Source organism: Eudoraea sp. (assembly GCF_049669105.1).
Classification (GTDB): domain Bacteria; phylum Bacteroidota; class Bacteroidia; order Flavobacteriales; family Flavobacteriaceae; genus Eudoraea.
In genome coordinates, this window is the sequence record NZ_JBATKE010000024.1 from 1 (window position 1) to 16,596 (window position 16,596).

Annotated in this window: 11 protein-coding genes; 6 read left to right on the forward strand and 5 right to left on the reverse strand. The window is 38.5% G+C overall.

What is annotated here, in order from left to right:
* The coding region (locus tag WBM60_RS01965; RefSeq protein WP_424282687.1) for a thrombospondin type 3 repeat-containing protein at window positions 1–3,572 on the forward strand (3,572 nt) is incomplete at its 5' end.
* On the forward strand, window positions 3,569–4,285 hold the full coding sequence (locus WBM60_RS01970; protein ID WP_424259372.1) for a hypothetical protein: 717 nt from the start codon (window positions 3,569–3,571) through the stop codon (window positions 4,283–4,285). The genes WBM60_RS01965 and WBM60_RS01970, both read left to right, overlap by 4 nt.
* 607 nt (window positions 4,286–4,892) lie before the next feature.
* Here the strand turns inward: WBM60_RS01970 and WBM60_RS01975 are convergent.
* From WBM60_RS01975 to WBM60_RS01985, 3 genes are read right to left on the reverse strand one after another with little or no spacing between them, the layout of a single operon-like run.
* Window positions 4,893–5,414 carry a hypothetical protein gene (locus WBM60_RS01975; protein ID WP_424259371.1) on the reverse strand — a complete coding sequence of 174 codons (522 nt, stop codon included), beginning with the start codon at window positions 5,412–5,414 and terminating at the stop codon, window positions 4,893–4,895.
* A 16-nt stretch (window positions 5,415–5,430) separates the two neighbouring features.
* Complete coding sequence (locus WBM60_RS01980) at window positions 5,431–6,849, reverse strand: SusD/RagB family nutrient-binding outer membrane lipoprotein (RefSeq protein WP_424259370.1); 1,419 nt, start codon at window positions 6,847–6,849, stop codon at window positions 5,431–5,433.
* 18 nt (window positions 6,850–6,867) lie between these two features.
* Window positions 6,868–10,014, reverse strand: coding sequence for a SusC/RagA family TonB-linked outer membrane protein (locus WBM60_RS01985; RefSeq protein WP_424282689.1), 3,147 nt, complete (start codon window positions 10,012–10,014; stop codon window positions 6,868–6,870).
* Between the two features lie 220 nt (window positions 10,015–10,234).
* Here WBM60_RS01985 and WBM60_RS01990 point away from each other — a divergent pair, with 220 nt between their 5' ends.
* The 4 genes from WBM60_RS01990 to WBM60_RS02005 all read left to right on the forward strand — a co-directional run bounded on the left by WBM60_RS01990 (window position 10,235) and on the right by WBM60_RS02005 (window position 15,655).
* Window positions 10,235–10,831 (forward strand): ribonuclease HII, encoded by a 597-nt coding sequence (locus tag WBM60_RS01990; protein ID WP_424259368.1) that lies wholly within the window; start codon window positions 10,235–10,237, stop codon window positions 10,829–10,831.
* 132 nt (window positions 10,832–10,963) lie between these two features.
* The gene (locus WBM60_RS01995; RefSeq protein WP_424259367.1) at window positions 10,964–13,423 is read left to right on the forward strand and encodes a ribonuclease HII; all 2,460 of its coding nucleotides are present in this window, start codon (window positions 10,964–10,966) and stop codon (window positions 13,421–13,423) included.
* A gap of 201 nt (window positions 13,424–13,624) precedes the next feature.
* A complete protein-coding gene (locus WBM60_RS02000) occupies window positions 13,625–14,962 on the forward strand; it encodes an OmpA family protein (protein ID WP_424259366.1) in 1,338 nt (445 codons plus the stop codon).
* A 3-nt stretch (window positions 14,963–14,965) separates the two neighbouring features.
* Window positions 14,966–15,655, forward strand: coding sequence for a hypothetical protein (locus tag WBM60_RS02005; protein WP_424259365.1), 690 nt, complete (start codon window positions 14,966–14,968; stop codon window positions 15,653–15,655).
* A 25-nt stretch (window positions 15,656–15,680) separates the two neighbouring features.
* Here WBM60_RS02005 and lipB read toward each other — a convergent pair whose 3' ends face one another.
* Window positions 15,681–16,397: a lipoyl(octanoyl) transferase LipB gene (lipB, locus tag WBM60_RS02010; RefSeq protein ID WP_424282690.1), complete on the reverse strand. Its 717-nt coding sequence runs from the start codon at window positions 16,395–16,397 to the stop codon at window positions 15,681–15,683.
* A gap of 20 nt (window positions 16,398–16,417) precedes the next feature.
* On the reverse strand, window positions 16,418–16,573 hold the full coding sequence (locus WBM60_RS02015; RefSeq protein WP_083930693.1) for a YqaE/Pmp3 family membrane protein: 156 nt from the start codon (window positions 16,571–16,573) through the stop codon (window positions 16,418–16,420).
* Window positions 16,574–16,596 lie beyond the last annotated feature (23 nt).

Here is a 16,596-nt window from a genome sequence, read left to right on the forward strand (position 1 = left end):
ATGAAATCGTAATAGACCCGACGAATTCCAATATTATTTGGGTGGGTTCAAATCGTGGGCTCTGGAAATCAACAGATGCCGGGGTAACGTTTAATGTGCAACGTGTGGGAAATATCACTGATTTTAAGCTTAAACCCGGCGATCCGAATACAGTCTATGCCGTTTCAGCCTCCTCATTCTACAAAGCTACCGATGGTGAATCTTTTACAAGAGTTGCAAGTGTTGCAGATGTTTTACCTGATGATTCAGGCAGGTTGGTGCTTGGGATTAGCCCGGCCAATCCGGAAGTAGTATACATCTTAAGTGCAAATACCCAAAGCAACAATTATAGATACCAGGGATTATTTAAATCGGAGGATAGTGGTGATTCCTTTGCGGAAACCGCAAACACTACAGATATTCTGGAGTCCAATCAGGCCTGGTTTGATCTTGCCATTGAAGTATCTCCAACAAATGCGGACGAAGTATATATAGGTTGTTTAAATATTTGGAAGAGTACAGACGGTGGGGATAGTTTTGACCAGCTAAATCAATGGTTCAGAAATACCGCTGCTTATACCCATGCTGATATTCATACCCTGAAGTTCTTCAACAATAAATTGTACTGTGGTAGCGATGGGGGTATTTATGTTTCTGAAGACGGAGGTGTCACTTTTCAGGATTACACAATCAATGGTATTGCCGTAGGACAATTTTATCGTATTTCCGTTGCAAAGGATGACTCCGGTAAAATGGTGGGAGGATTACAGGATAATTCAGGATTTATAAGAAACAATGACGTCTGGAATGTTTATACGGGGGGTGATGGAATGGATTACGAAGTAGATCCCACCAATAATAATATTGTTTATGGTTTTGTACAATATGGAGATCCCTTGTTTGTCTCCACAAACTCCGGGCAGACTGTTGGAACAATTAATTCCCCAGCAGGTAGGGGAAATTGGATAACACCACTGGCATTAAGCAGTGAAGGCGATGTGTATGCGGGATATGATGCCGTTTACAAATTAAACGGAAACACCTGGGAAAGACTCTCAGATGATCTTGGAAATACACCCATTGACGATTTGGAAGTTGATCCTAACAACCCATTGGTTTTATATGCCGCTGAAGAAAATACAGTATTCAGAAGTGAAGATGGTGGTATAAGTTTTAGTGAATTTAATGTTTTTGACTCAGGGATCTCGGATATCGCAATAAACACTACCGATGGATCTTTTATCTATGTAACTACCTCCAACCGCGTTGGCTTCGCCCAAAATCAACAACAGGATTTAAGAGGCGTTTTTAAAGTTCCGGTAGAAACAAATGGGGCAGCTGGGGCGGTTGTTGATTTAACTCTAAATTTACCCCAGGACCAGGCTTACTTTGCAATAGTTCATCAAGGTAGAAATGTAGACAACCCCATCTATGTTGCAACAAGCCTGGGTGTCTATAGATTAGATGATACGTTAACAGAATGGGAAGACTACTTTACAGGATTGCCCAGTGTTGCAGTAAGTGATTTAGATATAAATCTGGTTGACGGAATCCTAACAGCTTCCACATATGGAAGGGGTGTATGGCAATCCCCTATTCCAATTAAAGTTCCAGATGATGATATAGAGGTAATATCCCTTAGCCCTGCTTCCGGCTCGGTACTGTGTGGAGAATTTGCTCCGGAAATAGTAGTAAAAAATAAGGGTTTAAATGCAATTACCTCAATAGAGGTTATTTATAGTCTTAATGATGGCGGAGATCAAACCTTTCAATGGACAGGGAATTTGATTGGTGATGCGCAAACCACAATAACTTTACCAATTCAAAATCTAAATTTTACTGGTCCGGTAAACTTAAATGCAGAAGCCACTATAACAAATGATGCTTTTGCGGATAACAATAAAATCAATAGTGCTTTTTATAGCAATGGATTTGGTCTAGGTGGATTGGTAAACACCTTTGAAACATTAGACGACGCACTTTTGACATTTAACGACAGAACAGAGGACGTGCTTTGGGAACTAGGGGTGCCAACGGGTACAAAATTAGGTACAGCAGCATCAGGGACCCAAGTATACGGTACGAGCCTTGGTGGAAATCATCCAGACAACACAAAAGCATTTCTGGTTAGTAACTGCTACGAGCTTTCAAATATCGTAGCTCCTGTGCTTAAATTTAAAATGGCCTTTGACCTTGAACTTAATTTTGATATTGTTTATGTTGAATATTCAACAGATTCAGGAAATAATTGGCAAGTATTAGGTAATATAAATAGTCAACCCAATTGGTATAATAGCGATAGAACCAACGCTTCTTCAGGGACTGATGATGATTGCCAGAATTGCCCCGGCGCACAATGGACCGGGGAAATTCCAGATGGACAAATAGGCGAACTACAGGAGTATGCCTACGACTTTATAGCTAATGCAGTATTAGGTGAAACAGATTTGACGGGAGAAAGCAATGTTATTTTCCGTATCGTTTTCCAGTCCGATCCTGCAGTAACCAGAGAGGGCGTGATAATTGATGATTTTGTTGTAGATGGTTTCCAGGACGATGAAGATGATGACAATGATGGTATTTTGGATGTAGATGATAACTGTCCGTTGATATCTAATTCCAATCAACTAGATACCGACTCCGACGGAGAGGGGGATGTCTGCGATACGGATGATGACAACGATGGAGTTTTAGACATTAACGATAATTGTCCACTTATAGCCAACCCAAATCAAGAAGATGCGGACAACGATAATATTGGCGATGTCTGTGATGACGACAATGATAATGATGGAGTGCCCAATACGATAGATACCTGTCCGAATACTCCAGCAGGCGCTGTGGTTGATGTTACCGGGTGTACTGTGTTTTCACTACCAAGTACAAATTTCAGGGTATTGTCTATTGGGGAGTCTTGTATTTCCAGTAACAACGGGAGTATAGAAATTACTGCTGAATCTGCTTTAAACTATTCGGCTACACTTACGGGAGCAGGAGTTGATACTTCCATTAATTTTACGGATGCTACGGTTTTTGAAAATTTGGCCACTGGTAATTATACTATGTGTATCACTGTTGAGGGACAGGCTGGTTACGAAAACTGCTTTGATGTAACAATATCGGAGCCGGAAGCACTTTCTGTTTCCTCAAAAATTAGTTCCCTTAACAATGAGGTGATTCTTAATTTCAGCGGTGGAAAGAACTATTTTATTACACTTAATGGTAGTAGATATGAAACTTCCGAAAGTTCAATTACGCTTCCTCTTTCCGGAGTTGAAAACACACTCTCTGTTAAAACAGACAAGGATTGCCAGGGAGTTTATGAAGAAACTATTGTTTTAACTTCTGAACTTTTCATTTATCCAAATCCTGTGTCAAGCGGTGATCTAACCGTTTATATGGGCAATTCAAATAAGACAAAGCAGGTAGAATTAACCCTGTTTACTATTAACGGGTTAAAAGTGTTCAGCAAACCTTTTAGCGTCATAGATAATGAAGTTAAGTTTAACGTAGATGTACTTGCCAAAGGCATTTATTTACTTAATGTAAAAACAGAGCATACATTGTTAAATTATAAAATAATAAGAAAATGAAAATAGCATCTAAAGTTTATTCAGTTATTATACTGTTTTTGCTTATGGCCTGTGGTGGAAGTGATTCCAGTACTGATGATTCAACTACTCCGCCAGTAGTTGCCGCACCATCTGCAGCCACATTGGTTTTTCCTGCTGATAATACCGAATGCAATGAAGGTGTGGTATCCGGTACCGATGAAACGAAAAGTGCTGTGACGTTTCAGTGGAATGCTTCAGAAAATACAGACACTTATGAGATTAACCTTAGAAATATAAATACCAACACTTCTTCGAAATCAAATTCGACCACTAACGATGCCACCATAACAATTGATAGGGGAACTCCGTACGAGTGGTTCGTAGTATCTAAAGCAAACGGCACCAACGAAACTGCTTCAAGTACAAAAGCAAAGTTTTACAATCAAGGACCGGGAATTGAAAACTATGCTCCCTTTCCTGCAGAAGCGATCAATCCGGCAAGAGGAGCAACTATTGCTTCCGCTACCTCCGTGAATTTACAATGGGCTGCCAGCGATATTGATGATGACATAGTAGGATATAGCATTTTCTTTGGAACGGATACAAATCCAACAACAGAATTAGGAACTACAGAAGAAAGCAATTTAGATGCCCCTATAACCTCTGGAGCCATTTATTACTGGTCTGTAATTACTACAGATAGTCAAAATAACTCCTCTACTTCTGAAATATTTGAATTTGCGGTAGAATAGCTCCTCTATTTAAATTGTAATACTAAAATCTAGAATTTTAGAACCAGTTGAATATGCTGGTTTGTGATTTCGCCTATCCCATTTTAAGGTAAGACAAGTGATGGTTGAGCTCTTCCGATCTATAGCGTCCTTTTAATTACTCCCCCGAGATGTAAAAAGCGTATTCATCCAATTCCATATTCCAATTACAGCAATTATTCTCTTAATTGGATTATGCTGTTCTACGGCCCCATTTAACGAGAGAGGGGGCCCTACAAGCATAATACACTGCTGTATTGCAGTGCCAAATTCATGATAGAAGTTGGAAAACAATACAACATGAGTTAAAGCTTTGTGAAATCTAATTTTACTAAGAGAAATAAGATCGAAACTATAACCAAACTTATGACACAAAAGCTTTAGGTAAAATATTCTTTTGGTATTGAAATTAAAGGTAATATCACTTATTTAAGCCCTCTCATTGCAGAATCAGATGATTAATATCCAGAGAATACTATCCACATCTTAAAGGTTTTAGATGTAAACAGGAGTAATTATCGGGTATAAAAAAAGGGTCGCAATTTACATTGCAACCCTTTCGTTTTAATAATTTGGTATCTAAGAACCCTTAGTCAATATCTAAGATATTCACAGTTATAGATTTTAACAAATCCGTACCTCCCCGACCTACTTCCAAAGCTCCTTCAGCATTGGAAGCTGAATCCAAAGTAACTATTAATGTCTTATCACCATCGGCAACATCGTCTAGTAATAGTTCTACAACGATATCATCGTTAATAGGCCTACCGTCAACAGCCGGACTTGATGGTAAAGCAATATCCAAAGTTCCTCCTGCACTGGTTGCTCCATCTACGATAAAGTCTGTTCCAAAGACAGCCGTTCCGCTGAAAGAGTAATTTACAGTAACCGTAGATAATGTACCGGTAGGGACTTCAACATTTAGTTCTACAGTACCTTCATCTTCTGTCACATCAGTAGGACCAGGATTTACATTTGTACCGGGTGAATCAAAAGCCACATATGCCGGCAATTCTTCAACCGAAAGATCTCGGTCGTTAAGATCATATTCTTCGGTACATCCAGTTAAAATGAGTGCCAACGCGGATGCTATATATACTATTTTTTTCATCTTTTTTACGTTTTTATTAGTTTTCAAACCACATTGGTGTTTCGGTAGGCAAATTAGCCGGTGTATTTGGATTACTTGTTACTTCATCAGGAGGATAGTTAAATCTTCTCAATGTAGTTCCGATAGTAGATGCAGGTGGTGCATCTAATACGGGGATCTGATTTCTTCTTACATGCGTCCATGCCATTACCGGCATCAGAAATGCTGAAAGATATTGTTCATTGTAAACGTCCTCAATAGTAGGAGCTGCTAAGCTACTAACATAACCTGTAATATCAGCTTCTGTAAGAGTTGCCAATACACCCGGAATATCTTGTCCCCACCATCTGAGTGAATTTGTGACCCCTGCTCTGTAATTGGCATCTGCAGATCCCGCAGCAGCAAAACCTTCGAGCGCTAATTCTGCTTTATAAAGATCAATTTCTGATGGCAACATTAGCATATCAGGCAGATCAAATCTAATGATATTGTTACTTAACACAGAAGTAGAATTATCCGGAAAGAAAGCGAGTTCAGGTGCCGGCAAGTCATTTCTTGCCACCCAAAGGTCGTATCTTGGATCTCCGGAATCTCTTAATAGTTCGTCAATTGGTGGGCCAGGGCCAAATACATTCTGGCTTTCATTATCAGGACCAAAGAACGCCGTAATAATAGTCTGCATTCCATTCTGTGCACCAGGTGCACCAGAATAGATAAGATATGCCGCTTCGTCATTGGAGGCCATTAATGGTTGTGCTAATGTTGCATTAATTTGCGCATCCACATTGGCTCCCCCATTACGCAACAGCATTAAAGCGCGCAATTTCAAAGAATTTGCCAAAACTCTCCATTTATCCATATCACCGCCATAGAACTGATCACTACTCGCGGTTATAGCAAACTCTCCATCGAGTTGTCTGCTATCTATAAGAGCGATAGCCTCATCATATAAAGAAACCACACCGTTAAGTACTGACTGCTGATCATCAAAATTTGGCGAAGGAAAATCCTGGCCATTTAATGCCTCAGAATAAGGAACATCTTCCCAAATACTGGTTAGCTCAAAATAAATATGAGCGCTAAGGATAGTGGCTATTGCATTAACGTTATTCTGGGTAGGACCAGCTGCCTCTGCATCTGCTATAACCAGCGAAAGGTTACCCAATACCTGATTATACATCATGCCCCATGTATTTCCAGTAAGGAAAATACTCGTGCTACCATTTTTAGGACTGTTGAATGTGTTTGATATATATTGTGATACATCACATATTCTGGTTCCTAATTCTGTCACCTTCCTTGAAGAATACTGTACAAAAACAAAAGGAAGTACAGCATTTGGATCAGCACTTGTAGCTGCCAAAGGATCGGTATTTATATCTAGTTTATCATCACAGGATGAAAAGGTACCCGATATAAACACAAAACAAAGTAAAATTAATTTTAGTCTTTTCATGTCTTATATTTTTTTTTATTAGAAACTTAGCCTTATGTTAAAACCTATACTTCTTGTAGAAGGAACGCTGGCTCTTTCAATTCCAAAACCATCCGCACCTGAGCCGAACAATGTAGCTTCAGGATCTATGTGCGGTACTTTGGAATATAGCAAGGCAAGATTTCTTCCCTCAACCCCAATTGTCAGGCCTTTGATAAAACTTTCTCCCAACAGTTTCGAAGAAAAGGTGTATGATAAACCCATTTCCCTTAATTTAACATAGGTTGCATCATAGATATAAGGTTCTGCAACGCTATTATCATTTAAAGAAGTCCAGAAATCCTGGGCATTTAACAAGGGAACATCATTATCCCTTCTGTCAAAAGTTCCGTCACCGTTATCTGTTACAATAATACCTTCTGTATCTATAAAAGTTCCTTCCCTGTTTTGAAGGGTTTCTGTTACCAAACCACCTGTCTGTAAATTCTCAACAGTTGATGATTTCATAACACCTCCCCATCTAACATCCACAGTTGCGTTTAAACTAAAACCTTTATAAGTAAAGTTATTCACCCAGCCTCCTGTCCAATCAGGAAGAACAGAACCTAATGTTGTAGCTTCTCCTGCTTGTCTTCTACCTGTATTGGGATCTATTATTGGTCTTCCGGTTTCTTCATCCTTAAGATGAGGAATAGCAAATAGCTGGAATTCCTGACCAGGAACAGCAACCACCTGAACACTATTAAAGCCAGATGCGATAACCACACGTTCCAAACCATCTGTCAAAGAAACCACTTCTGAATCTACCTTAGAGAAATTCACAGCTGTGTTCCATGCAAAATTTCCATTTTTACTTTGAACAGCAAGGGCATCAAGAGCTATTTCAAAACCTGTTTGATCTACCCTACCTACATTTGTTGTCCTAAAAGCAAAACCTGTAGTTTCTGGAATAGGAATGTTTAGGATTTGATTCTCGTTTTTATTATTAAAGTAAGAAGCATCCAGGTTTAACCTGCCGTTAAAGAATTTCAGATCCAATCCAAATTCATAGGAAGTCTGTTGTTCCGGAACCAAGTTACTAGGCGGTATAGTATTGGATGCCGAATAGGCCAATGCCCCATTAAATGGGAAATTATTATTTAAGCTATACTGACCCGTTGCCGTAGTTACAGGGTTAAAATTAAAATTCAATAAGTACGGAGTAGTATCATTACCAACCTGTGCCCAACTTGCTCTGAATTTACCAAAACTCAATACATTACTTTGCATGTTAAAAGCATCGGTAAATACAAATGCTAAACTAGCAGAAGGATAAAAATAAGAGTTGTTGTCTTCAGGTAAAGTAGAGGAATAATCATTTCTCGCGGTTAACGTTAAGATTGCCCAATCTTTATAGTCTATTTCTGCAGAACCATAGATCCCAAACAACGTCCTTAGAGAGTAATCCCTTTCTGCAATTACTTGTGCCGCATTTCCAGGGCTGAACAGTTCAGGAATTAAAAGATCAACACCTTGTATACGCTGCCTTTCAAAGGTTCTTGAGTTGTACTGCATACCACCAAAAACAGTCAAAGACCAATCATCTGAAAAATCGTTGCTGTAGGTAGCAATTAAATCTGAAGTAAGCTCGTTCCTTCTTATGTTATCCGAATTAAAATCACCAAAAAGACGCTGTATCGTACCCTTTCGGTTTGTAAGTAAACGTCTATCATCCGCAAGGTCAATACCTACTCTCCCTAAAATACTGAAATTTCTCAAGGGTTTCCAGGTAAGCTGAGCGTTACCAAAAACACGATCCTCGTCCCTGTCATTTTTATTCTCGTACCTTAACCAAAGTGGGTTATTGGATAATACCCCCTGATTATCAACAATCTGGTTTATTTGATTTCCAGATTCATCTATCCATGGATCGAAGAGTCTCTGATCCAAATTACTACTGAAATTACTCAAACCAATAATGTTTGGATCATTCGCACCTGTGGCACCTGTACCCCTGGTTTTAGTTGTAGTATACTGTACACTAAATCTGGATTCCAATTTTTCACTGTGTCTTACCCCGGCATTCAAACCAATAGTAATCCTGTCCAAACTAGATCCTGGCAAAATCCCATTTTGGTTTAAGGAAGTAACACTCATCCTATAATCCATTTTTTCACTGGCATCCCCTATGGCAAAATTGTTGATCCGTGTTATCCCAGTTTTATAAAAATCGTTTACTCCATTATCCTTTACAGCTTTAAGCTGTCCTGGTGCATTTGTAACTGGTGCATTAGGAACTGTTTGACCTTCAATTCTGGGGCCCCAGTCAAATCCAACGCTACCAGAATCGTATTGACCATTGGTACCCATCGCATATTCCTGCTGATAATCAGGAATCCTGAACAAATTGTCGAATCTTGTCGAGGAATTAAATGTTACTGATGCTGCACCATCTCCGCCTCTACCTTTTTTGGTAGTTACGATGATAGCCCCTGCCGCAGCACGAGAACCATAAAGAGCTGTAGCGGCTGCACCTTTTAAAATGTTGATTGTTTCAACATCATCCGGGTTCACTACGGCGGCTCCATTGGAAAAATCCCTGTTACCAGTTATTCTACTTCCGGTAGGAGTCTGTGAGTTGTTTATCAAAACCCCGTCCACAACCCAAAGCGGATTGTTTGCCCCGCTCAAGGAAGACACACCACGAATAATGATTTTAGATGACCCACCCAGGTTACCCCCGGTATTGGTTATTTGTACACCCGTTACTTTTCCCTGTAATGAGTTAACAATGTTGGTTTCTCTGGCTTTTACCAACTCCTCACCTTTTACGACATCTGTACCATATCCTAAGGTTCTGGAACTTTTAGTAATGCCAAGTGCGGTAACAACTACTTCCTCCAATGCCTGAGCATCCTCTTCCATTTGAAGATTGATAGTGTTGTCCGAACCAACTGTCCTGTTAGCGGTCTTTTGTCCAATATAGCTAAAACGAAGAACAGCTCCTTCACTGGCTTGTATGGAATAATTACCGTCAAAATCTGTTTGTGTTCCTGTAGTTGTTGAAACAACTACAATAGATACTCCCGGGAGTGGCAAGCCGCTTTGGTCTGTCACATTACCCGAAATCGTTTTCTCCTGTCCATAAGAGAAAGAAATGCATAACACCAAAAGAGGTGTTAACATCCAAGTTAACTTTGATCTCATTTAAATAGAATTTTTGAATTAGTCATCGCAAAAATCATAATTAATTGTTAACTACGCAAGTAATATAAAGGCTCGAAGCTATTTTTTGTTAAAATATCCCCAATTATTACGATATTGTAATAAATAGGTCGTAAATATTAAATTATGATTGCTTTTTTTTGAAAATTCCTAAACATATGATAATGACTCTTAGGTTTTGTCCATTATTTAAGCTTATATAATGTTAAAATATTTTAAGGAAATTGAATTTGAGGCCGGAACAGATGAAGCCGGAAGAGGCTGCCTGGCAGGACCAGTTACTGCGGCTGCGGTCATATTGCCAACCTCATTTGCCGATGAATCGCTTAATGATTCCAAGAAATTATCAGCATCTACCAGAAACAAACTACGCCCTCTTATTGAAGCTAGTGCCTTATCTTATGGTGTAGCGCATATTGAAACCGAGATAATCGATACTATTAATATTCTCAACGCATCCATCCTTGCCATGCATCAGGCAATAGAAAAGCTTTCTAAAGTTCCTGACTTTTTAATAGTAGACGGCAACAGATTTAAGCCAATTAATGATATTCCATATAAATGTATTGTAAAGGGGGATAGCAAATTTCAAAGTATTGCAGCAGCATCAATATTGGCTAAAACCTATAGAGATGCCTATATGGAAAAAATTCATGAAGAATTTCCGATGTACAATTGGAAACAAAATAAAGGGTATGGTACTGAAGAGCACAGGCAAGCTATAATTGATTACGGCATTACCAAATACCACAGAAAGAGCTTTAAATTATTGCCCCATCAACTAAAGCTTAATTTATAATGTACATCTTCCATATATTCTCTTTGAATTAAATTCACGGAATGCCATTTCGTATTTTATCATAAATAACTTCCCTGATTAGGGCATAGATAAAAGTAGATAAAGTTTTAAATTTGTGGCAAAGCATTTTACATGAGATTTATATTAGTTTTCACCTTCATAGTTTTCAGCATCCTTTCATGTCAGAAACAAAAAGAATCTACAACACCACTTTTAAATTATCTCCCCCAAAATGCTTCGGTAATAATTAAAGTTAATAATCTGACGAATTTAAAAAGTGAACTTAAAAACAATGACTTTTTAAAGCCGTTGTATTCAACAACGAATTATGACCATATCCTGGGTAGAATGAAAGCACTTGAACTTGTTCAAAGCGACACCAGTGGTATCCTTGCCTTTACTGAAATTGATTCTCTAAATTCTGAATTCATTTATGTTTCTGATAAACCACTGAGCTTTGTTAATCCTGATAAGGATAAAAGCCCTACCATTGAATCAGTCTCTTATGAAGGCAGAAGCTATAATAGGTACGAAATAAAGCAAAGTACTTTTTTTAGTATTGAACTGGATCGGCAAATAATACTTGGATCATCTCTCAATCTAATAGATGCCATCATTGATAATATGAATACCGAAATTGACCCTGTTCTTAATTCGCTGTTTGAAACTTCGAATAGTGATAAATCTGCTTCCGTTTACCTGAATCTGGAACAAAGTAATTGGATGAATGATTATGTTTTTAAAAAAGATACTGCAATACAATTTTCGGGTTTTGCAGATTGGGTCACCTTTGACATAGAACCTTCTCAAGACTTCCTGCAATTGAACGGTATATCAATTGCCAAAGATTCAACCAAAAACTTGCTTAGCTTATTCAAGAATACAAGACCTGCGATTGGCAACTTAAGTGCAAAGATGCCCGCAAATACAGATGCATTTATTTCCTTTTCTTTTGATAATTATGATGTTTTTGCCCAAAATCAGAAAGACTATTTAGAAGCGGCGTTTAAAAGAGACAGTGTTTTCAATACCGTTGAAGAAATTGGCGTTCTGTTTATTGAAAACAAAAAAGCAGTTATCCTAAGCACTTATGGCGCAGAAAACATCACGAAGTATCTAGAGGATAAAAGCAGCAACAATGCCATATATATGGGTCGTGAAACTTTCGAACTTGTTAGCAATAAATTTCTTTATGAATACTTTAATCCACTGCTTAAGGAGTTTAAAGCCAATTATTATACTATACTGGAAAACACTTTTATCTTCTCAGAGGAACTTGAGGTCTTACAAGGAATAATCCGGGACAATAGCAGTGGCTCCACATTTGACAAAAGTATGTTATATGAATCTGCGCGCAAAGTTCTCGCAGATGAATCGAGTATTGTTTTTATGGCTAATGCAAAAGGCATGGAAGATATCCTGGAAATGCATTGCACTAAGGAACTATTAAATGATTTTAATAAAACCGAAGCTTCCAATTATATTTTTGCCGGACAAATTGTGGCCGATGCAAATTTTTATCATACCAATCTACTTATTCAAAAAAAGTATAGGGAAAAAGAGAGCAATACTATTTCTGCCCTTTTCCGGGTAGAATTAGACAGTGATTTAGCTACTAACCCTCAATTTGTAAAAAATCACAGGACCAACAAAAAAGAAATTGTGGTACAGGACCAGGATAATAATTTGTATTTAATATCCACACAGGGCAAAATATTATGGAAAAAACAGTTAAAAGGAACAATACAAGGCAAAATAAGTCAGGTAGACCTATATAAAAATGGACGATTACAATTAGCTTTTACCACCGGAAATGAGTTCCTGATTCTGGACAGAAACGGTAAAGAAGTAGCACCTTTTAATATGAATTTCCCCGGCGGTAACTTAAATGAACTTGCGGTATTCGATTATGAGGGAAAAAGAAATTACCGCTTTGTCATTACTCAGGGATCAAAAGTTTTTATGTATAATTCAAAAGGTAAATCGGTAAGGGGTTTTAAATATACAGATACAGGCAGCCCGGTCCTTTCAGCACCCAAACATATTAAAATTGGGAATAAAGACTATTTGGTTTTTATGTTGGAAAATGGGGAACTTAAAATAATGAATCGTGTAGGTAATTCGAGAGTTAAGGTAACTGAGAAAATTGAATTTTCCTCTAACAACACGTATTTATACAAAAATAATTTTATCGTCACAGATAAAAATGGTACCCTCTACTCTATTGATACCAAAGGAAAAGTTTCGAAAACAAAGTTTAACTATTCTGAAGATCACGGACTGGACGCCACAAACAAAACCCTGGTTACTAATAATGAAAATATTCTAAGTATTAAAGGTAAGAATATAACACTGGATCTAGGGGTCTATACCCATCCCGTCATATTTTATGTTCATGATAAAATTTACGTCGGTGTAACGGATATCCAAAGTCAAAAGGTGTATCTGTTTGACAGTAATGCGGTGCCAATTCAAAATTTTCCGGTATTTGGATATTCCATGATAGACCTGGATGATATTGACAATGACCGTAAGATAGAATTTGTTTGTAAGGATCAGGAAAATGCGCTTGTACTTTATAAAATAAACTAAGTCTTTACTGAAGACCATCTGTACAGATTAAAGAACCAATTATACAATTTTAATCCCTGGAAAGTTATTTTTATTTACTTTTAGTAACGTACTAATATTTAGATATTTGTAGGTTTTTTATGACGTAAAAAGATTGGTAATACTTCCTATAATATGCCTAAAATATCGTATTTTTAAGATATTTCAAACACTTCGGTAATCATGAAAGCACACAAACAGCAACTCCTTCTTATTCTTCCTCTGCTTCTATTTCTGTTTGCAACTCCGGATGCGAGCGCTCAATTATTAAAAAAATTAGGAAAAGCAGCGGAACGAGCAGCGGAACGCACGGTTGAACGTAGAGTTGAAAAGGAAACTTCGGAAAAAACAGACGCTGTTTTAGACAGTATTTTGGAACCTGGGAGTAAAGGAAAACAAGGATCTCCTGTTGATAACATACCTGCGGAGCCACAGAGCCAGGGAAGTGGTTCTGAACCCAATGCCGGCTCCGCCGGAAATACTCCTGTAAATGACCCTAAAACCATTGAAGTCTACAGCAAGTTCGATTATGTCCCTGGAGATAAACTATTGTTTTTCGATGATTTCTCAAATGACTTTGTTGGTGATTTTCCTTCCAAATGGAATACCAACGGAAGTGGTGAAATAGTAACAATAAATGATTCTCCTCAAAAATGGCTTAAAATTTTACCTGGTCATAACACATATTACATACCTGATGTTCCCAGCTTGCCCGAAGAGTACACGATTGAGTTTGATATTCTCGCAACTGGCCTGGACAATAAGACTTCTTCTACAGCTACGTTACAAGTAGAACTCAGTGATAATAACTCCTTTTCGCTCAAAGATGCCTATGCTAGAGCCCTGATTCCATTTTGCCAGTATTCTGCTATTGGAATACGTGTTCAAAATTATCACCGTCAAGGTGGTGGTGTGGAGATCAACAACGTAGTAAATGCAGATTTAAGGGAGACTGTGCTAAATCAGCCTCATGTTTCTATTGCTGTCAACAAACAAAGGTTTCGTATGTGGATTAACGAGAAAAAATATGTGGATATTCCACGGATGCTCCCTGCCGGAAATGTAATTACTGCACTTAAATTTCATCTGAACACCTTTAAAGACGGAAAAGAAAATTTATTTATTACAAATTTAAAAATTGCTGAAGGAGGGCTCGATTTACGGAGAAAATTGATCGCAGATGGAAGGGTATCCACCAACGGTATTTTGTTTGACTCAGGTTCGGCGAACATACAACCTCAATCTATGGGAATAATTCGGCAGATTTCACAGGTTTTACAACAGGAAAGTGGTATGAACCTCAATATTGTCGGCCATACCGATGCCGATGGCGATGACTCTTTTAATATGGAACTATCCAAAAAACGGGCAGAGGCCGTGCAAAATGCTCTTGTTAATGTATATAATGTCGATTCCGGCAGGCTGCAAAGCGAGGGCAAGGGAGAATCCGAACCTGTAGGCGATAATAATTCCATAGACGGTAAAGCCCAAAACAGAAGGGTGGAATTTATTAAAATTTAAACTATGAAAATAAAACTATTTTTAATGGGATTGCTATTCGTTTTAGCAATACCAGTAACAGCTCAGAATTGCAGTAAATATTACCCTATGGAAGAGGGTACTACATTAGAGTACACTTCATATAATGGCAAGGGTAAAACTCAGGGAACTATTAGTTACACAGTTTCCAATGTACTAGATGAGGGTAGTACCTCTTCGGCAACTATGGTTATGAAATACATGGATGATAAGGGCAAGGAAGCCTTTACTTCAGAATTTACCTATTCCTGCACAGGGAATACGGTAACGATTGACTACGAATCCTTAATGTCCAATCAAATGCTTCAGCAATTTGGTGATATGGAAATGGAAGTTTCCGGGACGGATATTGAGCTTCCAAATGACCTGGAGGTGGGTATGGAATTACCGGATGCCAACGTTATAATGAAAATTAGCATGAGTGGCATGAATATGAATTCTCAGGTAGATATGATCAACAGAAAGGTGGAGAAGAAGGAAACAATTACTACTCCTGCAGGTACTTTTGACTGCTACGTCATTTATAGTGAAAACCAGTCTAAAATGATGATGGCCAGTCAAAATTTTCCATCCCGCCTATGGTTGGCAGAAGATGTAGGCATGGTGAAGCAGGAAAGTTTTAATAAAAGCGGTAAATTAATGAGCAGTACTGTACTTACCAACCTTAGTAAATAGTATTTCAAAATTTAAAAACCGGGGCTTAGGTCTCGGTTTTTTCTTTTATTATCTGGGCCTCAAAAAGCTGGGAAAAATGTTTTAGCAGTTTTTTCTTCACCTCCTCCATTGAAACTTCTTTTTGGCCCAGCTCCACGTTCAAGGAAGTGACCGCCTTACCCTTTATTCCACATGGGATCATCAGATCAAAATACCCTAAATCGGCATTTACATTCAAGGCGAAACCATGCATGGTAACCCAGCGGCTTGCCCTTACACCCATGGCGCAGATCTTCCGGGCAAAAGGTGTGCCCACATCAAGCCACACCCCGGTTTCGCCTTCGGAGCGCTCAGCTTTCAGGCCATACTCAGCCAAAGTCAGGATCACCATTTCTTCAAGAAGGCGTAAATATTTATGAATGTCTGTAAAGAAATTATCAAGATCTAATATGGGATAGCCTACAATCTGTCCTGGCCCGTGGTAAGTGATGTCTCCGCCCCTGTTTATCTTGTAAAATTGCGCTCCCCTGGCCGTAAGTTGCTTTTCATCAACCAGCAGATTGGTAATATCCCCACTCTTACCCAAAGTATAGACATGCGGATGATCCACAAACAGGAAATGGTTAGGCGTTTCAAGGTGGGTTTCCTCCCGCCTGTTTTTAATTTTAAGATCAATGGTTTTCTGAAACAACAACTCCTGGTAGTCCCAGGTTTCTTTGTAGTCCATTAAGCCTAAATCCTTTGCGGCAACCTTCTTATTCATCACTGGCAAAGATACAACCTTCAGCTGGGATTATTAAGGATCACCAAAGCAGCTATTACTCCGGGAACCCAACCGCAAAAGGTTAAAAGAAGAACAATAAGAAAAGATCCGCAACCTTTACCAATGACGGATAAAGGCGGAAAAATAATGGCCAGTAATACTCTCCAAAAACTCATAGTGCAGGTTTAATGAATTACCC